At 59.3% G+C, this 22461-nt stretch carries 23 protein-coding genes; 10 read left to right on the top strand and 13 right to left on the bottom strand.

Annotation, left to right across the window (positions count from 1 at the left end; genetic code table 11):
* Positions 1-46: 46 nt before the first annotated feature.
* Positions 47-1891, top strand: coding sequence for an ABC transporter ATP-binding protein (locus ASC97_RS17195; RefSeq protein ID WP_057469570.1), 1845 nt, complete (start codon positions 47-49; stop codon positions 1889-1891).
* A 235-nt stretch (positions 1892-2126) separates the two neighbouring features.
* On the opposite strand, the gene ASC97_RS34035 is transcribed toward ASC97_RS17195, so the two are convergent.
* Complete coding sequence (locus ASC97_RS34035) at positions 2127-2270, bottom strand: hypothetical protein (protein WP_156390390.1); 144 nt, start codon at positions 2268-2270, stop codon at positions 2127-2129.
* Positions 2271-2352: 82 nt separating this feature from the next.
* The gene (locus ASC97_RS17190; protein WP_443216751.1) at positions 2353-3123 is read right to left on the bottom strand and encodes a phosphodiester glycosidase family protein; all 771 of its coding nucleotides are present in this window, start codon (positions 3121-3123) and stop codon (positions 2353-2355) included.
* 263 nt (positions 3124-3386) lie between these two features.
* Between ASC97_RS17190 and ASC97_RS17185 the strand changes: the two genes are divergently transcribed.
* On the top strand, positions 3387-4310 hold the full coding sequence (locus ASC97_RS17185; protein WP_057469569.1) for a hypothetical protein: 924 nt from the start codon (positions 3387-3389) through the stop codon (positions 4308-4310).
* Between the two features lie 6 nt (positions 4311-4316).
* Here the strand turns inward: ASC97_RS17185 and ASC97_RS35940 are convergent, their stop codons facing one another.
* Positions 4317-4442, bottom strand: coding sequence for a hypothetical protein (locus ASC97_RS35940; RefSeq protein WP_274534158.1), 126 nt, complete (start codon positions 4440-4442; stop codon positions 4317-4319).
* 377 nt (positions 4443-4819) lie between these two features.
* Positions 4820-5245 (bottom strand): Lrp/AsnC family transcriptional regulator, encoded by a 426-nt coding sequence (locus tag ASC97_RS17180; RefSeq protein WP_057469568.1) that lies wholly within the window; start codon positions 5243-5245, stop codon positions 4820-4822.
* A gap of 127 nt (positions 5246-5372) precedes the next feature.
* Between ASC97_RS17180 and ASC97_RS17175 the strand changes: the two genes are divergently transcribed.
* The 8 genes from ASC97_RS17175 to ASC97_RS17140 all read left to right on the top strand — a co-directional run bounded on the left by ASC97_RS17175 (position 5373) and on the right by ASC97_RS17140 (position 12589).
* Positions 5373-6416, top strand: coding sequence for an ornithine cyclodeaminase (locus ASC97_RS17175; protein WP_057469567.1), 1044 nt, complete (start codon positions 5373-5375; stop codon positions 6414-6416).
* Between the two features lie 3 nt (positions 6417-6419).
* Positions 6420-7382 carry a citrulline utilization hydrolase CtlX gene (ctlX, locus tag ASC97_RS17170; RefSeq protein WP_057469566.1) on the top strand — a complete coding sequence of 321 codons (963 nt, stop codon included), beginning with the start codon at positions 6420-6422 and terminating at the stop codon, positions 7380-7382.
* 41 nt (positions 7383-7423) lie between these two features.
* Positions 7424-8227, top strand: coding sequence for a dimethylarginine dimethylaminohydrolase family protein (locus tag ASC97_RS17165; RefSeq protein ID WP_057469565.1), 804 nt, complete (start codon positions 7424-7426; stop codon positions 8225-8227).
* 33 nt (positions 8228-8260) lie between these two features.
* Positions 8261-9061, top strand: a complete 801-nt coding sequence (locus ASC97_RS17160; RefSeq protein ID WP_057469564.1) for a transporter substrate-binding domain-containing protein — start codon at positions 8261-8263, stop codon at positions 9059-9061.
* A 163-nt stretch (positions 9062-9224) separates the two neighbouring features.
* Positions 9225-9938, top strand: coding sequence for an ABC transporter permease (locus ASC97_RS17155; RefSeq protein ID WP_057469563.1), 714 nt, complete (start codon positions 9225-9227; stop codon positions 9936-9938).
* Entirely contained in the window at positions 9938-10639 is a 702-nt protein-coding gene (locus ASC97_RS17150) for an ABC transporter permease (RefSeq protein WP_057469562.1), read from the top strand. Before ASC97_RS17155 ends, ASC97_RS17150 begins: the two co-directional genes overlap by 1 nt.
* Before the next feature lie 25 nt (positions 10640-10664).
* Positions 10665-11429 carry an ABC transporter ATP-binding protein gene (locus tag ASC97_RS17145; protein WP_057469561.1) on the top strand — a complete coding sequence of 255 codons (765 nt, stop codon included), beginning with the start codon at positions 10665-10667 and terminating at the stop codon, positions 11427-11429.
* 8 nt (positions 11430-11437) lie between these two features.
* Positions 11438-12589, top strand: coding sequence for a M20 aminoacylase family protein (locus ASC97_RS17140; RefSeq protein WP_057469560.1), 1152 nt, complete (start codon positions 11438-11440; stop codon positions 12587-12589).
* A gap of 57 nt (positions 12590-12646) precedes the next feature.
* Here ASC97_RS17140 and ASC97_RS17135 read toward each other — a convergent pair whose 3' ends face one another.
* The 9 genes from ASC97_RS17135 to ASC97_RS17095 are packed head-to-tail and all read right to left on the bottom strand — an operon-like array spanning position 12647 to position 22416.
* Positions 12647-13750 (bottom strand): M24 family metallopeptidase, encoded by a 1104-nt coding sequence (locus tag ASC97_RS17135; RefSeq protein WP_082530035.1) that lies wholly within the window; start codon positions 13748-13750, stop codon positions 12647-12649.
* Positions 13751-13806: 56 nt separating this feature from the next.
* A complete protein-coding gene (locus tag ASC97_RS17130; RefSeq protein ID WP_057469559.1) occupies positions 13807-14619 on the bottom strand; it encodes an aspartate/glutamate racemase family protein in 813 nt (270 codons plus the stop codon).
* 9 nt (positions 14620-14628) lie between these two features.
* Entirely contained in the window at positions 14629-16293 is a 1665-nt protein-coding gene (locus ASC97_RS17125) for a hydantoinase B/oxoprolinase family protein (protein WP_057469558.1), read from the bottom strand.
* A gap of 12 nt (positions 16294-16305) precedes the next feature.
* Positions 16306-18378, bottom strand: a complete 2073-nt coding sequence (locus tag ASC97_RS17120) for a hydantoinase/oxoprolinase family protein (protein ID WP_057469557.1) — start codon at positions 18376-18378, stop codon at positions 16306-16308.
* On the bottom strand, positions 18375-18878 hold the full coding sequence (locus ASC97_RS17115; RefSeq protein ID WP_200959489.1) for a GAF domain-containing protein: 504 nt from the start codon (positions 18876-18878) through the stop codon (positions 18375-18377). The genes ASC97_RS17120 and ASC97_RS17115 overlap by 4 nt, the downstream gene beginning before the upstream one ends.
* Positions 18865-19677 (bottom strand): ABC transporter ATP-binding protein, encoded by an 813-nt coding sequence (locus ASC97_RS17110; RefSeq protein ID WP_057469556.1) that lies wholly within the window; start codon positions 19675-19677, stop codon positions 18865-18867. Before ASC97_RS17110 ends, ASC97_RS17115 begins: the two co-directional genes overlap by 14 nt.
* A complete protein-coding gene (locus ASC97_RS17105) occupies positions 19674-20564 on the bottom strand; it encodes an ABC transporter ATP-binding protein (protein ID WP_057469555.1) in 891 nt (296 codons plus the stop codon). Before ASC97_RS17105 ends, ASC97_RS17110 begins: the two co-directional genes overlap by 4 nt.
* Positions 20561-21394 (bottom strand): ABC transporter permease, encoded by an 834-nt coding sequence (locus ASC97_RS17100; RefSeq protein ID WP_057469554.1) that lies wholly within the window; start codon positions 21392-21394, stop codon positions 20561-20563. Before ASC97_RS17100 ends, ASC97_RS17105 begins: the two co-directional genes overlap by 4 nt.
* Complete coding sequence (locus ASC97_RS17095) at positions 21391-22416, bottom strand: ABC transporter permease (RefSeq protein ID WP_057469553.1); 1026 nt, start codon at positions 22414-22416, stop codon at positions 21391-21393. Before ASC97_RS17095 ends, ASC97_RS17100 begins: the two co-directional genes overlap by 4 nt.
* Positions 22417-22461: the final 45 nt, after the last annotated feature.

Here is a 22461-nt window from a genome sequence, read left to right as displayed (position 1 = left end):
ATGTCCAGCCTCAGAACCATTCGTGTACAACAGGACATGACCGTTGATGCATTCCAATCATCTCAACAGGGGAAAGCGCGCGCAAAGACGCCGTAGACCCTTTTTCCCCCGCCTCTTCTCTTCCCCCGGTGGCTCGGCGGAGCGTCGAAACGCACGTCTTCGTGCGCAGCGCTTTATCTCCTACTATAGGCCTCATCTGCCGCTTCTCCTTGCGGACTTGTTGAGCGCGGTCCTCATCGCCGCCACGGCGGCAGCCATGCCACTTATCGCAAACCACATCGTCGGCCGCCTGCCGGACCTTGCCGAAGCGCCAGATGCGCTCCATCAGATTCTGGCCTTAGGCGGTGTCATGCTCGGCGTTTTCCTCGTGCAGGCCTTCGCAACCTACTTCGTGGACTATCAGGGCCATGTAATGGGAGCCAAGATCGAGGCGCAGGTTCGCAAGGAATTATTCGAGCACTGCCAGAAGCTGTCTTTCAGCTTCTATGACCGGCAGCGCACCGGGCAGCTGATGAGCCGCATCAGCAATGACTCGCTCTGGCTCGGCGAGCTCTTCCACCACGGCCCCGAGGACATTGCCATCAGCATCCTGAAATTCGCGGGAGCAATGGCAGTAATCGCGCTGATTGATCCCGTCATTGCATTGCTGATTGGGCTTCTGATCCCCTTCGCAGTTGCTTACGCGATGCATTTCAACGGCCATATGAATGTCGCCCTTCGCACAAGCAAGGAGAGGATCGGCGACATCAATGAGCGGGTGGAGGACGCCCTGGGCGGTATCCGCGTGGTGCAGTCCTTCGCCAATGAAGGCGACGAACTGCGCCGCTTCCAGGTGGAAAACCAGCGGTTTCTTGACAGCCGCAAAGCAGGCTACCGCAGCGAAGCATTGCTTTGGGTCGGCATGGATGGGTTCTCCCAGCTCGTCACCATCGTGGTGATCGTGTTTGGAGCCATCCGCATTGTCACCGCCGACCTTTCTGCTGCCGATATGCTGACACTGCTGCTTTGCGTCGGCGTGCTGGTCGATCCGGTACGGCGGCTCGACAACTTCATTCGGCTCTGGCAAGAGGGCTATACTGGCTTCGTCCGAGCCATGGAACTGCTTGAAGAAGAGCCCGACATTGCGGACCGACCTGCCGCCAGGCCACTTGGCAAGGTTGTCGGCGCCATCGGCTTCAACTCTGTCAGCTTCGGTTACGAGGATGACGGCCCACTTGTGCTCCACAAGGTGTCATTCGCCATCGAGCCGGGAGAGTTTGTGGCGTTGGTCGGGCCATCAGGGGTGGGCAAAAGCACGGTCTGCAGCCTTGTCCCGCGCTTCTACGACGTGCATTCGGGCAGCGTGACCATTGACGGGCAGGATGTCCGCGATGTCTGCCTGGCCACTTTGCGGCTCAATGTCGGCGTGGTCCAGCAGGATGTGTATCTGTTCAGCGGAACCGTGATCGACAATCTGCGCTACGGCCGCGCCAAGGCGACGGACGAGGACGTCATCGCTGCGGCGAAGGCGGCCAACGCACATGATTTCATCGTGGCACTGCCGCAAGGTTATAACACCGATATCGGGCAGCGCGGCGTAAAGCTCTCCGGCGGTCAGAAACAGAGGCTGACCATCGCCCGCGCTTTCCTCAAGAACCCGCCGGTGTTGATCTTTGACGAAGCCACCAGCGCACTCGACAATGAGAGCGAGCGGACAGTGCAGGAAGCGTTGCTGGGATTAGTCAAGGGCCGCACGACCATTGTCATCGCCCATCGCCTTTCCACGGTCCGGCATGCGGATAGAATTCTCGTACTTACGCGAGACGGCATTGTCGAGGAAGGCACACATCAGGCGCTAGTAGCGGCCGGTGGCGTGTATGCTGGATTGCACGAAATGCGTGCCAGCATTTAGAATTGTTCGAGTCTCAATGTGATCCCTCCCTCCTCAGGGGAGGGATTCTTCTGATGCCATTCGGGGTGGCCAAGCGTCTCCGATCGACCGGCTTCGCGCATTTTCGCTGCACCGGGGGCAGACAGCTTCGTCGTCTTCTTCGCCGGCCAGTATCAGATCGGGCTTCAGTTATAAGGTCTTGCCAGAAACTCATACCACTGACATCGGAGGGAGAGTTATAAGGTTTTGCAAAACCTTATAACGGCGATGCGAGTTGAGCGGAGACGATATCATTGGAATGAAGCAAGAGCGCTTTGACAACGCGTGGGCCGAGTTGGTCGCCGCCGGCGACTTCGAGCGCGATATGGTTTAGTCCGACGAGTTTTGGCTTGTAGGTCATCGTACATCCTCCGTCCCAAGAAATGCGCCGAACCGCCGTCAGGTTCCCTTATGGGATGCAGGCGGTGAAGCCTGGACCAGCGTTACTCGACCACACCGAAGATGGGGCCGAAACCGCCATGCCAGGATAGGTCATTGCGGCCCATGGTGGGATTGTAGAGACCCACGCCCCGGCCGCCATCGAGAAAGAGGGCATCTTCGCATTTCAGATGGTCGCGGAAGAGTTGCGCGAAGTCATGGAAATTTACCATGCCTTCGCTGATCGCAAAACGAACAGTGCGATCGCTACAGACGCCCACGCCGCTGCGGCGAGTGCGGTCCGTAGATCCGGCGACAAAGATCGGATTCAGTCTATTGCCAATCACCAGCATCGGACCAGACTGCGTGGCCAGGCGCACCAGCGGTCTCCGCTTCAAAAACGCATTCGTCGGCAGTATGCCCGCCCCGGTTTCACCGATAAAGAACACACCGTTGGGGGTCTTATAGAAGTTCGGCACGGAGCCGGTGGAGGCCGGGGCCTTTCCCACACTGGCAGGTCGCAACAATCGGCCGGCCTCGACATAGAGCCCGATCGGCGAAAAATCGGTTTGGTACATGCCGGCATTGACCGCAAAGACAAGCGTCCGGCCTTCCGCGCGAACAGCCTCGGCAACGCTTGAAAAATAGCGATAGGGTTTATCGTCAGCGCTCTTCCAGAACAATCTCAAGTCGACGTTATCAGGCTCCAAGGTGCAGACCACGTAGTCTGCACCTTGGACGGTTTCCTGCGCGCACGCTTGGGAAGCGGCGGGTTGCACGCTACTTAATGTAGCTCCCAGCACGACTGCCGCGGCGAGTACGCCGCCCTCTGGAATAAACCTCAACTCGAATCCCTCGTACGTCTGTGGCGAAACGTTGCGAACCACTTGAGACCGCATAAACTAGCAAAACCCGGTAAGCCACAGCCCCGTTAAAAACGGGCGGATTACCGCATCATCTCACGCGCCACCTCACCTCCATGCTGACGCCAAGTCATCGCCACGGCTTGCGAGGCTCTTGATTGTCGATAATTAATTGTTTTAAGTATTATCGCGCCAGTCCGACAGGCTTTACCAGAACATCTGTTTAGGAAATCGCCATGGCAAACGAGAGTGATTATTGGTCAAAAACTAGAAAAGAGATGAGGGAAGAGGATAATCTGTCGCTATTCAAAAATTGGAGAACCGTTAGATCGATACCCATATATAAAGACAATGAATTTCCCATGACCTATCCGGTCGAAGTTGAGTATATGCTGCGGCGGCGGCATCCCGAAGAAATTGACCGATGGAAACAAATACTGAAAGAGCCCTTCTTGGGTCATACGGACGCTTCCTATAAGAAGGCCAGGCTGTCGTTTTTTGATGGTACGGTTTCGACATCCTGGACGCTGAAATCCGCGCACCACATCCTGACGTTCGAGGGACTTTCGGGAAAATCGATCAAGGAATATGACCAGATTGTCGAATTTGGCGCAGGTATCGGAGAGACTGCCAGACTTATACTGGATCTAGGCTTTGAAGGAGATTATTTTATACTCGACCTACCGGAAACGGGTCGCATATCGAATTACTATCTCCAGGGAAAAGCAAAGATATGCGACAGGCTGGGTGATATACCGCAAGGCAAAAACACGCTGTTCATCGGAACCTGGAGTTTATCGGAGGTCCCTGAAGACTACAGAAATGAGGTCGTGGCTTATTTTCGAAATGCCGATTTCCTAATAATATTTCAGAGAAATATATTCGGGTACGACAACTATGATTACTTCACGAATGTATTTCCTCATAAATCCAATACGGACTTAACGATCCGCCCGATTCCATGGCACAGGGGAGCAGGCGGGAATTTTTACGTCTACGCCTCAGGGAAGAAGACGCCTTCTGATGGCCGGAATGTCGTGAAACCGGAATATGTCTTACCCCCCATCAGCGAACACAGGATTCGTGTGGCTCTGCATCTCGTTTCACGGATTCCGCACGCTATCTGGCGAAGACGACATAGATTGATTGCAGCGCGGTAATGCGACTTAGGTGTCGCCGGAAGGGAGACTGGCCCTGTCGGCAATGCTTCCTTTGTCGAGAATGAAGCGCACGTCGCCATTACGGTGTTTCACGTCATTCGTAAACCAACGCGTCGCGCCATAATCTGCCATGGGCCCCCGCTCCATGGCAATGGTGAGTGGCCACTCCCCGGCCTAGGCCTGGACCTCTTCAGCCAAGGCAACATTGACGGACAATATACTGACTGCAACGACAACGACAACGGCGCTTAGATCGAACCTTGCTATTCTTGCGTATACCTGCATTTGCAATCTCAATTCTATGCATAAATGCAATATTATATGTCGGATCGAAAATTTATGTGGCCGTCTCACGCCGCTCCGGGCGGTGCGGACGCGTCGCGTCGCGTTGGCGAAATACGCTCGACCCTTGGGCAGCTTGCGCAAAGCCACGGAAGGTCGCCACCACATCTGATGTAGCTGGAGGGGTTCGCTCAAAGGATGATGGGTATACCCCAAGAGCAGCTGTGTCAGACACTGCTCAGCAATATGCTCGTCTCGCTGTTGAGGACACCTTCGACCGTGCGGACTTCGCGAAGAACCCGATCGAAATCGCGCAAGTTGCCGGCGCGGATTTCGGCAACAAGATCCCAGGATCCGTTGGTCGTGTGCAGGGCGTAGAGCTCCGGAAGGCCCCGGAGAAATTTTATGACCTTGGTCGTCGATCGACCCTGTACTTCGATCATCATAATCGCCCGTATTGCCCCGTCGTCATAGTCCTGACGTACGCGGATCGTAAATCCCAGCGCCGCCCCGGATTGCAGCAATCTATCGAGACGCGCCTGAACCGTCCCTCGCGAGACGCCCAGTATGGCGGCAAGCTTGGAGAGGGGCGCTCGTCCGTCCTCGCGAAGGACGGAAATCAGCCGGTGATCGAGGTCGTCGAATATGTGCATATAAAATTGTACAATGCGACTAAGCATTATGCTAGGTTTTTTGCTAATAATGTCGCATTTTTCGAATTTCAAGTTCGTTAGTGCATACCTAGTCTTGTTTCATCGAATTCCCTGATGGAGCTGCAGCGTGGTACAGTATGTCGGCGTCAGCAATGTTATCGAACTGGTCCGATCCGTCGGCATCGAGACATTTCTGCTTGGTCTCGCGGATTATATCGAAGAAGATTTCCGCCGCTGGGAGCAGTTTGAAAAGACGCCTCGTGTCGCCAGCCACTCCAAGACCGGCGTCATCGAGCTGATGCCCACCTCCGACGGCCAACACTACGGCTTCAAATACGTGAACGGCCATCCGAAGAACCCAAATGTCGGCCTCCAGACGGTTACGGCTTTCGGCGTTCTCTCCGATGTCAGCACCGGCTATCCCTGCCTCGTGTCCGAGATGACATTGATGACCGGCCTTCGGACGGCCGCGACGTCGGCGCTGGCGGCGAAATATCTTGCCCGCAAGGATTCCCGCACGATGGCAATCATTGGTCTCGGCGCCCAGTCCGAATTCCAGGCCCTCGCCTTCAGCGCGCTTCTCGGGATCAAGAGCCTCTATGTCTACGACATCGATCCAGATGCGGCCGCCAAATTCCGCGACAACCTTGCTGACACCGATATCGACATTGCCGTCGCCAAGAGCGCAGAGGAAGCTGTGGCGCTTGCTGACATCATCACCACCGTCACCGCCGACAAGAAAAACGCGACGATCCTTTCCGACAACATGGTCGGGGCCGGCGTACACATCAACGCGGTTGGCGGCGATTGCCCCGGCAAGACCGAGTTGCAGGGCGACATATTGCGGCGGGCCGACGTCTTTGTCGAATTTCCTGAGCAAACCCGCATCGAAGGTGAAATCCAGCAGATGGCCGCCGATTTTCCAGTGACCGAGCTCTGGCAGGTGATGACGGGAGAAGCGATCGGCAGGCACTCCGACACCCAGATCACAATCTTCGATTCCGTCGGCTTCGCCACGGAAGACTTTTCTGCCCTGCGCTACCTCAGGGATGCCGTACAAGGAACTGATTTCTTTACTGAACTCGACCTTACTACGCAGCCTGTGGATCCGCGCAACCTTTATGGTCTATTTCGCCGGTCCGCACCTGGCGCGCTGGGGAGCTACGCCTAAGCCATGAGCAGACTTTCCGTGCAGGCCCCGAAATCCGTCGTGATGATCCGTCCGCATCACTTCACGCCCAACCCGATGACGGCGAACGACAATTCGTTCCAGTCCAACGACGAAAGGCGCGCGGCGGCAGCCATTGCCGAAGCTGCGTTCGACGAAGTCACCAGCATGGCAGAGGGCCTGGCAGCCGCGGGCGTCACCGTCCATGTCTTCGAAGACGAAACGGTCACGAGACCGGACTCGGTCTTCCCCAACAACTGGTTCTCTACCCATTCCGGCGGGCACGTCGCCGTCTATCCGATGTATTCGGCAAGCCGCCAGAGCGAGCGTCGCGCCGATGTGATCGAAATGCTAAAGAACGAGTATCGCGTCCAGGATGTCATCGACTATTCGGGCCTGGAAAAGGACAACGTATATCTCGAGGGTACCGGCGCCATGGTGCTCGATCACATCGGCCGCGTCGCCTATGCCGTGCGCTCGAACCGCACCAACGAGGTCGCACTGGAGCGCTTCTGCACGCACTTCAATTTCGAGCCAATGGTGTTCGACGCCGTCGATCGCAACGGCAAGTCCATCTACCATACCAATGTGCTGATGTGCATCGGCACCGACTTCGCGCTGCTTGGCTTGCAAATGATCCCCGATCGAGCGCGCCGGCACGAAATCGTCAGTCGGCTTGAAGAAACCGGCCGCACGGTGATCGAACTGTCGATCGAGCAGATTGAGAATTTTGCCGGCAATGCGATCGAGCTGGATGGCACGCATGGCCGCATCGTGGTTTTGTCCGCCCGCGCCCACGCCTCCCTTACGCCCGAGCAGATCGACGCGATCGAACGTTCGGCAACGCTTCTGCCGTTCGACGTCTCGACCGTCGAACTCGCCGGCGGTTCCGTCCGATGCATGCTGGCCGGCATTCACCTGTCGCGCCGCGAGCAGGCAACCACACAATTGCTTTACGCGGCCAAGTGAGCCGGATAGATAAGCCCCATCGAAAGGTAAGGTACTTGGAAATGTCGCAAGCCAGATCAGTTTATCACTTCAATTCCGTCATCGTTCGCGAGCCGTCGCGCTCGGTCGTCAATGGTCTGCGTGCCGACGATCGCGGCAACCCGACCTATGAAGGTGTCAAGGCCGAGCACGATGCCTATATCGCTGCCATGCGCGCGGCCGGTGTCGAGGTGACCATCCTGCCGGCACTCGAAGCATTCCCGGATTCCGTCTTCGTCGAAGATCCGGCGGTCGTGTTCACCGAAGGCGCGATCCTGCTGCGCCCGGGTGCAGCAAGCCGCGTTGACGAGACCAAGGAAATCACCCCGACGCTGCGCGCCATGTTCGAGACCGTTCTCGATCTGCCGAATCCAGGCTTTGCCGACGGTGGCGACGTGCTGACGACGCCGAAGAGTGTCATGATCGGTCTTTCCGCGCGCACCGACAAGACAGGTGCCGAAGCCCTTGCCGCCTGCATCGACAAGCTAGGCCGCAAGGCAGAAATCGTCGCGACGCCCGAAGGCGTGCTTCATTTCAAGACCGATTGCTCGCTGCTCGACGAAGAGAGCATCCTGTCGACGGCCCGCCTCGCGCGCTCTGGCGTTTTCAAGGACTTCAAGCAGATCATCATCCCGGAAGGCGAAGAGCCTGCTGCAAATGCATTGCGCGTCAATGACGTCGTCATGGTCGGTTCGGATTTCCCGCGCACGATCGAGATGCTCGACAAGCTCGGATACAAGGTCGTGCCCATGAAGACCACTGAGATCGGCAAGATCGACGCAGGCCTGTCCTGCATGTCGCTGCGCTGGTACCGGAACGGTAAATAAGCAGCTGCCTCAAAAACACACTGGGAGAACTTAATGTACAGCCTGAAATCGAAGATCGCCGCAGTTGTCGCGCTCGTCCTGTCCGCCGGCCTGGCCCACGCCGAAGACACAATCCGTCTCGGCATGACGCCTGAGCCCTATATGCCGTTTACGCAGATCAACACGGCTGGCGAATGGGAAGGCCTTGAGGCCGACCTGTCGCGCGCCGTCTGCGCCAAGCTGCAAGCGAAGTGCGATATCAAGCAGATGGCCTGGGACGGCCTGATCCCGTCACTGAAGGAGAACAAGGTCGACTTCATCATCGGCGCGTTCTCGATCACCGACGACCGACGCAAGGTCGTGGACTTCAGCACGCCGTATTACACCGAGGGCACGTCATTTGTCGGCGCCAAGTCGGACGACGCGAAGATCGCGTTGGTCGACGCGCCCGACGGTTCGGGAAAGATCGTCGATCCGGAGGCTGTCGCCGGAAAGATCGTCGGTGTCCAGACGTCCAGCGTCCAGGCTGCCTATGTTGCCAAGTACCTCCCGGGTGCCGAAGCCAAGAGCTACGATACCGCCGACAACTCGGTTGCCGATCTGATCGCCGGTCGCGTCGACTACGTGCTCATCCCCGATCTCTACATCCAGACCTTCCTGAAGTCCCCGGCGGGCGCGGACTATGAAGTGAAGATCGAAGTGCCGACGAACGCCACGCTTGGCGAAGGTGTCGCCTACGCGGCGCGAAAGGGCGATGCAGCAACGCTCACCAAGATCAACACGGCGCTTGCAGAGCTGGACAAGGACGGCACGCTGAAGAAGCTGGTCGACCAATGGATCTTCAGCAAGAAGTAATCGCGTGATCCCGGGCGCGGCTCAGGCTGCGCTCGGGAGCAAAGGCGCAACTGCGCTCCCTTGCATCCGTCGCGGAGTTGCCGGCTCGCTGAAACTCCGCCGCAACCAAGCGTCGCCCGGCTGACGGCCATGGGCAACAGCGCATCAAGCAGGTAACGAACGCATGGACTCATATTGGCATTTGCTTGCCTGGGGTGCCGAGGGCTGGGGTGACGAATTCGCCTGGGGCCTGTTGATGACCCTGGAGGTGTCAATGGTCTCCTACGCGGTCGCTGTCGTTTTCGGTTTTCTGGGAGCAGCCGGCAAGCTCTCGCGGCATCGTTGGCTGCGCTTGGTCGCCGATCTCTACACCACTGTTGTCCGCTCGTTGCCGGAACTGCTGGTCATCCTGCTTCTCTATTTTTCCGTCGCCAGCGGTGCGGAGCGCTTATTGAAGTATCTCGGCCTCGTCGACGACGGCTTCCAGTTCAGCCCGTTCTGGGCAGCGATCGTGGCACTCGCTTTCGTCTCCGGAGCATTCATGACCGAGGTGCTGCGGTCCGCATACCTTGCGGTTCCGTCCGGCCAGATCGAGGCGGCCGTTTCCATCGGCATGCGTCCGCGCAAGATCATGACCCGAGTCATTCTTCCGCAGATGATGCGCCACGCTGTGCCCGGGATGGGCAATCTGTGGCTGTCAATCACAAAGGAAAGCGCCATCATCTCAGTCCTCGGCTCGTTCAGCGAACTGCTCTACACCGGCTACCGCGCAGCCGCAGGGACGAAGCAGTACATCTTTTTCTACGGCCTGACGGCCGTGCTCTTCCTGCTGATCACGCTGGTATCCGTTCTTGCCATCAGCCGCATCGAAAAGCACCTCAACCGGGGGCATCGCTGATGGAAACGATCACCAATGTCATCTCTTTTCTCCCTGCCCTCATCAAGGCGACGCCGCTGACGCTGCTGCTGACGGCTACCGCCGGCATTTTCGGCCTGGTCATCGGCACACTTGCGGCTCTTGCCCGCCTGTCGACGAACCGGTTGCTGGCATGGCCCGCCTTCGCTTTTACCTTTGCCTTTCGCGGAACGCCTTTGCTGGTGCAGATCTACCTCATCTACTATGGCCTTGGGCAGGTTTTGCCGGGCACATGGGTTCGTCACAGCTTTCTCTGGCCCTACCTGCGCGATGGCTTGTGGTATGCGATTGCCGCCCTCAGCCTCAACCAAGCGTCCTACAACGCAGAGGTCATCCGAGGTGCTATCCAGTCGATACCGCGCGGGCAAATCGAAGCTGCACTCTCGATCGGCATGACCCGCTGGACGATTGTTCGCCGCGTGACGCTGCCGCAGGCATTCCGCCACTGCATGCCCGTTCTGACGAGCGACCTGATCATTCTTTTGAAGACGACGTCGCTTGCCTCGACGATCACGATTCTGGAGGTGATGGGTACCGCCCGCATGCTGCAGCGCCAGTCGCTGTTGATCTTCGAGCCGCTGATCGCCGCCGGCATCATCTACTTCACCGTGGTCTTCATCCTGACCCGGATCATGAACACCGTCGAACTCCGCATGACGCGCTATCGCGTCGTGCGCACCTGAGCGCGCAAGCCTGGGAGGAATTGAAATGGTCGAAACAGCACTCTCGGTAAGAGACATTCACAAGAGCTTCGGCGGCGTCGAAGTCCTGAAGGGCATATCGTTCGAGGCGCGCAAAGGCGACGTGATTTCGCTGATCGGCAGCAGCGGCTCGGGAAAGAGCACCCTGCTTCGGTGCATCAACTACCTCGAGACACCCGACAAGGGCGAAATCTCGGTCGCAGGCGAAGTGATCCGTACGGCACCGACCAGAGGCGGCATGCTTCACGCCGCAGAGCCGCGCCAGCTGGAGCATATCCGCACGAGGCTCGGCATGGTGTTTCAGAGCTTCAATCTCTGGTCACACCGAACCATCGTCGAAAACATCATCGAAGGACCGATCCACGTGCTCGGTATCCCGCGAAAGGATGCAATCGCCGAGGCCGAGGTGCTGATGGAGAAGGTCGGCATCACGCCAAAGCGCGACCAATATCCGGCGCAGCTTTCCGGTGGCCAGCAACAGCGTGCGGCAATCGCCCGTGCGCTCGCCATGAAGCCGGAGGTGATGCTGTTTGACGAGCCCACGTCGGCGCTTGATCCTGAGCTTGTCAACGAGGTGTTGCAGGTCATCAAGAAGCTCGCCGATGAAGGCCGTACGATGGTCATGGTCACGCATGAAATGGCGCTCGCGCGTGATATTTCGAGCGAGGTCATCTTCCTTCACAAGGGGCTGGTCGAAGAACGCGGCGCCCCCGAAACCATGATGAAGAACCCGCAATCGCCGCGGCTTCGTCAGTTCCTCCAGATGGCATGAGCGCGACAATGAGCGATTTCAACTTCAAGGAATTTCTCCCTGACCTCGTCGATATTCGACATCGTCTCCACGAGATGCCCGAGATCGGCCTTTCGGAAGTCAAGACTTCGGATTTCATTGCGGCACAGCTCGAAAGGTGGGGATACGAAATCACGCGTGGCCTCGCTAGCACAGGCATCGTCGCGACGCTCCGCGCTGGCAACAGCAATCGTGCAATCGGCTTCCGGGCTGATTTCGACGCTCTTCCAATGCAGGAGGAGACCGGCCTGCCCTACGCCAGCCGGCACGCCGGTGCGATGCATGCCTGCGGCCACGACGGGCATACCAGCATGCTTCTCGGCGCGGCGTGGGCATTGTCCCGGGACAAGAGTTTTTCCGGAACGGTGCACCTGATCTTCCAGCCCGCCGAAGAAAATTTCGGCGGCGCGAAGCTGATGCTCGAGGACGGCCTGCTCGAACGCTTCCCCTGCGATCAGATCTTTGCCCTTCACAACTGGCCAGGCATTCCGAGCGGCACCTTCGCAGCGCGTGCCGGCCCCGTAGCGGCGTCGATCGACGTGGTGACCATCACAGTTAAGGGCAAGGGGGGACACGGCGCGCAGCCTGAAGACACGGTCGATCCTGTCGTCGTCGGATCCAGCATCGTCATGGCACTGCAGTCGATCGTCTCGCGCAGCGTCTCGCCTCACCAGCCTTCGGTCGTGACCGTCGGTTCGTTTCTATCGGGTTCGGCATCCAACATCATTCCGGATACCGCCGCGCTCGAGATCAGCATGCGTGCGATGAACCCCAAGGTTCGCGAAGAGATCCGCGAGCGCGTCGCTCAGGTCGCTACATACCAGGCAAAAAGCTACAACGCCGAAGTAGCCCTGGACTGGCAAGTCGGATATCCCGCCACCATCAATGACGCCGAAGCAGTCCGTGCAGCAAAGTCCACGATCACGCAACATTTCGGCGAGGACGCATTTGTCGAGCTCGACCTGCCTTTGATGGGAAGCGAGGATTTCTCATTCCTGCTGGAGAAGGTTCCGGGGGCATACGTCCTGATCGGCAACGGCGACAGCTCCGGCCTGCACACCACGACCTACGATTTCAATGATGACATCCTCGAGCGTGGCGCGATGTACTTCTACCACCTGGCCAAGGACCGCCTGGCCTAGCGGAAAGGGCGGACCCAGCCCGCCCTCGATCCAGGTCACGACCTAAGGTCAGCATGTTTAACCCCGCACAACATTCAGGTCCCTGGGAAGAGCCGAGAGAATTTCCGGGCCGTCCTCGCGGAGAATAACGATGTCCTCCAGACGGATGCCAAAGCGACCCGGAAGGTAGATGCCCGGTTCGATCGAGAACACCATGCCCTCTTCAAGGACAGTATCCGACGTCGCTGTGATGTAGGGCGGCTCATGGCCGTCGATGCCCATTCCGTGCCCCGTGCGGTGGACGAAATACTCTCCATAGCCGGCGTCGGCGATCACTTTGCGTGCAGCGAAATCGACATCCTTAGCCACGACGCCCGGTCTTGCCGTCTTCAATGCCGCCTGCACCGCCTTTTCGACGATGGCGTGGACCTCCTCGTAGCCTTCCGGTGGCATTCCGATGGCGACCATACGGGTGATGTCGCTCGGAAATCCCTCCTTACGCCCGCCGATATCGATAACGACGGCATCGCCTTCCTGAATCACGCGCTCGCTTGCGGAATGATGCGGAAATGCGCCGTTCGGGCCAGACCCAACGATCCAGAATGCCGGTTCAGCGCCTTCAGACGCGAAATGCTCGCGAATTTCGGCCGCAACCTGGTTCTCCGTTATGCCCGGCTTGATCCTGGAAAGCGCAATCTGGATAGCACGATCGGCAATACCTGCGTTCATCTTGAGCTTGGAATACTCGGCATCGTCCTTGCGCATCCTGAGGCCACCCAGCGTCTTCGGCGTGAAATCGCGTTTCGTGCCGGCAGGCAGCGCATCGAGCAACAGCAGTGCGAAATCGGTGCGCATCGTCTCATCCAGCGCGACGAGACCGGGAGTGCTGGCGTCGATTGCCGCAAGCGCCTCCCGCAGCGCGGTGGCAGGCCCTACCTCATCGGCCCAGTTGAAGAACCGGATGTCCGTGAACGCCCGGCTGCCCTCGGCGTTCAGCGCAGGCATCAGGAATGCCTCCTGCTCCGGCGCGATCAGCAGCAGGCAAGGACGCTCGTCCGGATGAGGGTGAAAGCCCAACACCCAATCCATATGCGAACCGGGCGCAATGGCAACGAGACCCGTGCCGGTGCGGGCCATTCGCACGCGGATCGCGGCAAGGCGGTTTTTAGTCTGCGAGATCATGCCTATTCTCCCAAGTCTCCGAATACTTCAGTCGCCTTTGAACGCCGTCCGTCTCGCTAGTTCGCGGGTACAACTATGCGGTTGCCGAAGACCGGTTCATTGCCGGTGAACGCGTTGAAGGCCGCGAGCTCTGCCTCGGAAGGGGATTCGCAGGATCCCTTGCGGCTCGGTACCCAGCCGCATTGGCGCTTGAGCGTCGCGCCATATTCCGCGCGCTTGAGGGCTGCAATCGACGGGTCGATGACCGGAACTCCGAGTTCGCGCTCGATTTCCTTGTAGAAACCGATTTCCATCGTGCAACCGAGGATCACGGATTCTGCGCCACCTTCCTCGACGGCCTTGCGGCCCGCGACGAGCAACCGGCGATTGGTCTCCGCGTGATCCTTCTGAAAATCGTCCACACCAAGGCCAACGTCATAGAAGCCAGCGAGGCGATCGCCGTGGCCGTAGGAGTGCACGGTGGACTGCATCTGGTGCACCCATTTCCGGCGTCCGACGATGATGCCGAAGCGGTTGGAGAGGCTGGCAGCGATCTCGCAGGAGGCGATGCAGGGACCGGTAACGATCATCTCGCCTGAAATCTCTCTGGCGTCATGGAGTGCCGTGTCGTAGAAGCAGCCGATGGCCAGTGCGTCGAACCCTTCCTCTGCGGCTGCGCGAACGGCACGCATGATGCCGCGCGTCACCATCGCTTCATAGGTGCGAAATTCGATATGCCTGAAGGCATAGTGCTCCTTGGGAAGGGCAGTTATGTGCACTTCGGTTCCGGGCAGTTTGTGGTCCCGCGCCATATCGGCAAAGATCTGGTCGACCGCATCGTTCTCGCCGACCGGGTTCAAATACATGACTTTCAAAGGCTTGTTGCTCATCGTTCTCTCCTAGAGCGAAAAGCCGTAGATCTCGCGAGCCCGCTCGGAGGTGATGAAGCCATTGCGAATGTCCTCAGCGACAAGTTTCGGGTCGCGTTCTTTTGGATCGCCGACCCCGCCACCCGCGCCGGTGATGACGCGGATCACGTCGTCGGCATCCACACGAATGCCCGAAGCGAAGGCGTAGCGCTCGCTCGATCCGTCCTTGCGCATGACGAGTGCATAATTCGCGGAGCCTTCGTTGGCGCCGTCTAGTGACCACGGCAGGATGCGCGAGCGGGTGTAGCCAAGCGTCAGGAAGCTGTCGTCGCGCCGAATGCGATAGTCGAGACGAATACCGCGTCCGCCTGTCCATTTGCCTTCGCCGCCCGCATCGGTGTTGAGTTCCATGCGATCGACGATGAGGCCATTGCGGGCCTCGGAAATCTCGGCCGGGCAATTGTAGGTCTCGCCGTGCACGCCGGAGAAAATCGCGCTGTTGCCATCGCGCCTTGCCGATGCACCCCAGCCACCGATCTGCGGCTCGATGATCGTGTACTGGCGGCCGGTATCGGGATGGATGCCGCCGATAAAGGTGCCGGCAATCGAGGAGAAATGGCCTGCCGGCAGCTTACCCGGCATATGCGGGGCGAGGCAGCGCCAGACGAGGTCGTAGCCGCGAATGCCGATCTCGTAGTAGAAGCCGACGGCAGCCGGTTCCTTTGCGTGGAAGCAGGTTCCTTCCTTCGTCAGCAACGTCAACGGCCGGAACGAGCCTTCGTTGGCCGGCGATGTCGGATCGGTCAGTGCCTTGAAGATGACCTGCATGCTGACGAGTGTATCGTCATAGCAGGCATTCGACGGGCCGGCGTCCTGATCGGGATTGTCGCGCAGATCGATGATGAACTCCTTGTCGGAGATCGTCACCTTGACATTGAAGAAGCGGCCGTCGTCCTGTTCTTCCGTAAGCTCGAATGTGCCATGCGGCAGTTTGGCAAGTTCGGCGAGCGTCACCTTCTCGCCGAAATCCATGAAACTTGCCATGGCGGCCTCGAAGGTTGCGACCGTGTATTTTTCGGCAAGCTCCGCAAGGCGCTTGGCGCCGATGCGGACCGAGGCAATCGCAGCCCAGAGATCGCCCTCGATGAAGTCGGGCATCCGCGAATTGACGGTGATGATGTCGAAAATTCCGGGTATCGTCTCACCTTTCGAGATCATCTTGATCGCCGGCAGACGCAACCCTTCCTGAAAAATCTCGGTAGCATCTGCTGACAGCGAACCTGGCGACTTGCCGCCGACGTCCGAGTTGTGGGCGATGTTGGCCGTCCAGGCGATGATCCGGCCATCGACGAAAACCGGCATCGCCACGACGAGGTCGTTCAGATGGGTGACGCCGCCGTAGTACGGATCGTTGGTGATGAAGACATCGCCGGGTTCGATCTGACCCGCCTTGCTGAACTTGTCGAGCAATACCTTCACCGACTTGTCGAGCACGCCGATGAAGCCGGGGATACCAGCGCCTGAGGAGGCGAGCTGCCCCGTAGCGTCGGTAATGCCCGTGCCCATGTCGAGCACTTCGTAGATGATCGAGCTCATCGCCGTCTTGCGCATCGCCGCGAACATCTCGTCAGCCGTTGCCTGCAGCGAATTCTGGATGATTTCGAGCGTAATTGGGTCGTGGGAAACGTCAGTCATGTCCCGCCCTCCTCAAGCCTTGAGATGAATATGAATGTTGCCGAAGCCATCGACCTCGACGCGATTGCCGGGATGAACGACGATCGTCGTACCGGGATCCTCGATGACGGCAGGGCCGCTGAAACGCATGCCGGGCTGGAGCTTCTCACCGTCGTAGATCGCGGCCGGATGGACGCCTTCTAGTGCGTAGTCGACGCTGCGTTCGCCCTTTCGGGCAACGGATGCAGCCGCGTCACCGAGCGGCTTTTCCTGCATTTTCAGCTTGCCGACCTCGGCGGAGGCGACGAGATGGATGCCGACCAGTTCGACTGGCGCATAGAGCCGATAGGTGTATTCGCGCTCGTAGGTTTCGTGGAACGCGGCCTCGATGTCGGAGAGACGGGTGTCGGTGATTGCGCCGTCGATAAGAACTTCGGTGGTATGCTCCTGGTTCTGGTAGCGGAACTTGCCATATCGCAGGAACTTGACCTTCGAGCTGTCGACGCCTTCCTCGCGGAACTGCGACAGCGCCAGTGTCTCCGTCTCGGCAAACAGACCTTCGATCGCTTTGGCTGCACCGGCCTTGAGATCGGCAAGCTTGGTGACGAAATAATCGCGGCGAAGGTCAGACATCATCATGCCCCAGGCCGAGAACACCGATGCGCCTGCCGGAATGACGACTTTCTTGACGCCGAGTTCGACGCCCAGCGCTACGGCATGCATTGCACCGCCGCCACCGAAAGCGACGAGCGTGAAGTCGCGCGGATCGAAGCCGCGGTTGAGGGACACCAGCTTCAGCGCATTGACCATGTTGTTGTTGGCAATGCGGACGATACCCCGCGCAACGTCATCGGCAGAAACGCCGAGCTTCGAGCCGACCTCCGACAGCGCCTTTTCGGCTGCCGCCATGTCGGCCTCCACTGCACCGCCGCAGAAGTAGTCGCGGTTGATGCGGCCGAGCCAAAGGTTGGCGTCCGTCGCCGTCGCGTTTGTACCGCCGCGTCCGTAGGCTGCGGGGCCTGGCATCGCACCGGCCGATTTCGGACCGACATGCATCTTTCCGAAATCGTCGACCCAGGCGATCGAGCCACCCCCATTGCCGATTTCAACGAGGTCGACCACCGGTACCATGATCGGGTAGCCGGCCGAAGTCCGGTCCCGCTCGATCCAGTAGTCCGTCATGATCTTGACCTTGCCGTCCTCGATGAGCGAGCACTTCGCCGTCGTGCCGCCGATGTCGAGCGCCAGAACATTTCGTTCGCCGATCAGCTTTCCGAGTTCGGCGGCGCCCCAGAAGCCGGAGGCAGGTCCGGATTCGACCATCGTGATCGGTATTTTCGACACTGATTCAAGAGAGTCGACGCCGCAGTTCGACTGCATGATGAAGAGATTGCCGTCGAAGCCCTTTGCCTGGAGGCCATCGTTCAGCCGCGACAGATAGCGCTCGGCGGTCGGCTGCACATAGGCTGACATGACTGCCGTGTTGGTGCGCTCGTATTCGCGCCACTCGCGGGTGATCTGATGCGAGGCGACGGTCGCGATCTCCGGCCAGAGCCGCTTGATCTCGGCAATCGTCGCCTGCTCATGGCTCGGGTTGGCATAGGAGTGCAGGAAGCAAACCGCAATCGCCTGGACGCCGTCGCCACGGAACAGGTCGAGGATTTCAGGCAGGCCGGATAGGTCGAGCGGTTTTGTCTCTTCGCCGTGGTAGCTGAACCGCCCGGGAAGCTCGCGACGCAGATAGCGCGGAACGAGAGGCGCGGGCTTCTCGTAGTGAAGGTTGAAGAAGTCCGGCCTGTTGCCGCGCGCGATCTCGAGCGAGTCGCGAAAACCCTCGGTAGTGATCAGTCCGACCTTGACGCCCTTGCGCTCGGTCAGGGCGTTGATGACCACGGTCGTGCCGTGCGCGAGAAAATCGATGCTTTTGGTGTCCACGCCCGCCTTGTCGAGAACGTTGAGAACGCCCTGCTCGAAGTTTGGCGGCGTCGTGTCCGACTTGGCCGTGACAATGCGGGATTCGCCGGTCACCTTATCCGTCTCAAAGCAGACGAGATCGGTGAAGGTACCTCCGACGTCGGTTGCGACGCGAATAGTCTTGGCGTTCATTTGCGGTTCCCGTCTTTCAGGTTGACATGAAGAAGCATGCAGACGGCAGCCGGCAGTTTCAGTGCTTCCGCCGCTTTCACCCGGTCTTCGGTGTAGAAGCCTGCCTCGTGCAGGCAGTTGATCGTGCCGACGACTTCGCCGTCGATGACGATCGGTATGTTGATGACCGACTCGCAGCCCAGCGACTTGATCAGTTGATGATCGTCGAACACCTCGGCGATTTCGGCGATTGTGTTGGCGACGAAGGTCCGTCGCTGCTTCAGCGCAATCTCCGACCAATGGGTGTCGTTGTAGGGCTTGGTGCCGGACACGGGGTAGGCCTCCGGCATATTGGAATAGACGCGCTCCGAGAGTTTTTCGGTCGTGTCGCTGGTCATGATGGTGAAAAGCTTCACGCCCACGACGTCCTTAGTCAGCGCCTCCAACGCTGCGAAGGCGGCCTTCGGCTGATCGTTTTCCGCAAGTGCGGCAACAAATCCGTTGTAGTCAGGCATTTCCATTCTCTCGCTCCAAAAGACGGTCGCGAAGTGCCGCTTCCTCGCGGCTGACGACCGGTACTGCGCCGATAAGCCGGCGCGTGTAGGGGTGTTGGGGATTGGTGAAGATCTCATCGGTCTGGCAGATTTCGAGAAGCTTGCCCCTCTCGAAGACTGCGACGCGGTCGGCGATGTTGCGCACGACGGAGAGGTCGTGGGTGATGAAGACGTAGGTCAGGCCCCGCTTGTCCTTCAAATCCTTGAGGAGCCTCAGGACGCGGGCCTGCACCAGCACATCGAGAGCCGACGTAGGTTCGTCCAGGACGACAAGCTCGGACTGGCAGGCCAGCGCCCGTGCGATCGCCACGCGCTGCCGCTGGCCGCCGGAAAGGGCGGCGGGCGACCGTGTGCGGTACTCCGCAGGCAAGCCGACCTCCTCCAGCAGCTCTCCCGTTCGCGCGGCACGACCCGAACGGGGACCGATATCGTGGACATCGAGTGCCAGCCGGAGCGATGCTCCGATCGACCGGCGCAGATTGAGTGAGGACAGCGGATTCTGCTGCACCAGCTGGATCGCGCGCCGATTCTCTAGAGTGCGCTTTGCCGGCAGTTCATGTCCGTTGAACAGAAGCGTGCCGCGCGTCGCACCGTAGATACCGAGGATGATATTGGCGATCGTGCTTTTGCCGGAGCCAGACTCGCCGACGATTGCCAGGCATTCACCCTTGGCTACCTCGAAGGACACATCGCTCAACGCCTGTACCTTGCGGCTGCCGACATTGAACTCCTTGGAAACTGCGGAAACGGAAAGGAGCGCGCTCATACCAGCAATTCCTTCTCGCTGAAGCCTTCGTGGGCGACCAGGGGCGCCAGGAAACGACTTGCGCTGTCGTCGATGTCGGGGATGCCGCCGCCGGTGATGCGGGGCACCGCCGCAAGCAAAGCCTGCGTATAGGGATGGCGGGGGCCGTCGAACAGTGTGGCCGTGGCGCCCTGCTCCACGATGTTGCCCTTGTAGATCACGTAGACGCGGTCGGCGAATTCGCGCACGACGCCGAGATTGTGCGAGATAAACAGCACCGAGGTGTGATGCTTTTCCACCAGATCGCTCATCAGCTTCAGCGTCTGGGCCTGGACCGTGACATCGAGCGCGGTTCCGGGCTCGTCCGCCAGCAGAAGCGAGGGGTTGTTGGCCAGCGCCATGGCGATCATCACGCGCTGGTTCATGCCGCCGGAAAGCTGGAACGCATAGGAATCGAGCACACGCTCCGGCTCCCCGATCGCCACATCCGTCAGGGCGTCCGAGGCCCTCTTCCGAGCCTCCGACGAGCTGATGCCCGGCATAGCGCGCTCCAGAACCTCCTTGAACTGGGCGCCGACCGTATAGACGGGATTGAGCGAGGAGGTCGGGTCCTGAAAGATCATCGACATCTGCGTTCCGCGCAGATGGTGACGATCACGCAGTTTCATGCGCTCCAGATCGGCGCCTTCGAATTCCACGGTGCCGGAAATCCTGGCAGTCTTCAGTGACTGCAGCATTCCGAGAACGATGCGCGCCGTCACCGACTTGCCCGACCCGGATTCGCCGACAAGCGCCACGCGTTCTCCCTTGCGGATATGCAGCGAAATGCCGTGCAGCACCTCGATCATCCCGGCATAGGTATTGAAACCGAGCTTGAGGTTTTCGATTTTGAGGGTCGGCGCGGTCATTGGTCCACTCCCAGGATTTCCCTGAGCGCATCGCCAATCAGGTTGAAGCCGAAGACGGCAATGAGGATGGCGAGGCCCGGGAATACCGTCAGCCACCAGCTGTCCGGCAGATATTTTGCGCCTTCCGCGACCATCGAACCCAGATCAGGGGTCGGCGGCTGTACGCCGAGGCCGAGGAACGACAGCGACGACGCGATCAGGATCACGAAACCGAAGTCGAGCGTCATCTTCGTGACGATGGAAGGCAGGCAGTTCGGCAGGATTTCGCGGAACATCACATGCATCTTCGAGGCGCCGATCACCTCGGCGGCAAGCACGTAGCCTTCTTCCTTTTCCGATCGCGCAAGATTGTAGACAAGACGCGTGTACCAGGGCCACCACATGGCTGTGACCGCGATCATGCCGTTGGTGAGCGTCGGCTCCAGCAGGCCCATCATCGACATCGCAAGCACGAGCGGCGGAATGGACAGGAAAACATCGGTGAGGCGCATCAACAGATATTCCGTCCAGCCGCCGATGTAGCCTGCCGCCAGGCCGATAGTCACGCCGATCGGCACGGCGATCGCCAGGACCACCGCACCGAGGATCAGCGAGATGCGGTAGGCGTAGATGATGCGCGTGAAGAGATCGCGGCCGACCAGATCGGTGCCGAAGATATAAGGCCATTCGGGCGGCTTGTTGAAGTTCACGAAGTCGACGACAGCACCCTTGTGGGCCGGGAACGGCACGATGAAATCGGCAAAGACCGCCGAGAAGACAACGAGCGCAACGAGAACAAGGCCGATGAGGGAGAGCGGGCTGCGCATCAGGATGATGAGGGTTTTCTTCATGAGGCCCTCTGCGACAGGCGGATGCGGGGGTTGATGAGCGAGACCAGAAGATCGACGACGAGATTGACGATCAGGAACATGGCCGAGATGATGAGCACCGTGCCGACGATCGCGTTCAGGTCCTTGCGCAGGATGACGGCGACGCCGTAGCGCGAAAGGCCGGGCCAGGCGAAGACCGCTTCCACCAGAAACGCATTTCCGAGCATGGCCGCGAAATCGAGACCGATGATGGTTAGCGAGGGAATAAGGGAGGGGCGGAAGGCGTAACGCCTGGCGATGCGCTTTTCGGGAAAGCCGTAGGCCTGCGCCATTTCGATGTAGGGCTTCTCGTAGGTCTCCACCATGTTCGAGCGCACCAGCCGGGCAGCCTGACCGATACCCGACAGCGCGAGCGCAAAGGCCGGAAGAATGACGTGCCAGAGCGCGTTTCCGAAGGCCTTGAGGTTGCCGGCGGTAAGGGTATCGACCAGAAGGAATCCTGTCGTCGTCGGGACCGTCATCGTATCGGAAAGACGGCCCGCGATCGGGAACAGCGGGAGAAAATAGGCGAAGACAAGCATCAGGATGACGGCCCAGACGAAGCCCGGCGCCGAAACACCCAGCAGGGTTACAATGCGGATCGCGTGATCGATCGCCCTTCCCCGATAGCGCGCCGACAGGATCCCGAGCGGAAGACCGATGCCGACCATCATGATGCCTGATATGATGACGAGTTCGAGCGTTGCAGGAAGGAACTGCGCGATATCGGCCATGACCGGCCGGTTGGTATAAAGAGAGATACCCAGATCGCCGCGAAAAAGATCGCGTAGAAAATAGCCATACTGCGCAATGAAGGGTTCATTCAGATGCAGCCGGTCACGCAAGGCGGCAACGGCATCCGCCGTAGCATTCGGCCCAAGCGCGATGCGGGCCGGATCACCCGGAATGACCCGGGCAATGGCGAAAATCAGCAGCGATACCCCGATCAAAACGACAAAAGAGGTACCGAGCCGCTTCGCGAGGAGGCGGACGAGAGGTGGCATACCAAAACTTTCCGTTCGTGCAGAAGAAGGGAGCGCCGCTATGGG

This window comes from Rhizobium sp. Root1203, assembly GCF_001424945.1.
In the GTDB taxonomy this organism is placed as follows: Bacteria; Pseudomonadota; Alphaproteobacteria; order Rhizobiales; family Rhizobiaceae; genus Rhizobium.
Note: the sequence above shows the minus strand (reverse complement) of the source record. Positions and strands in the feature narration are given on the sequence as shown.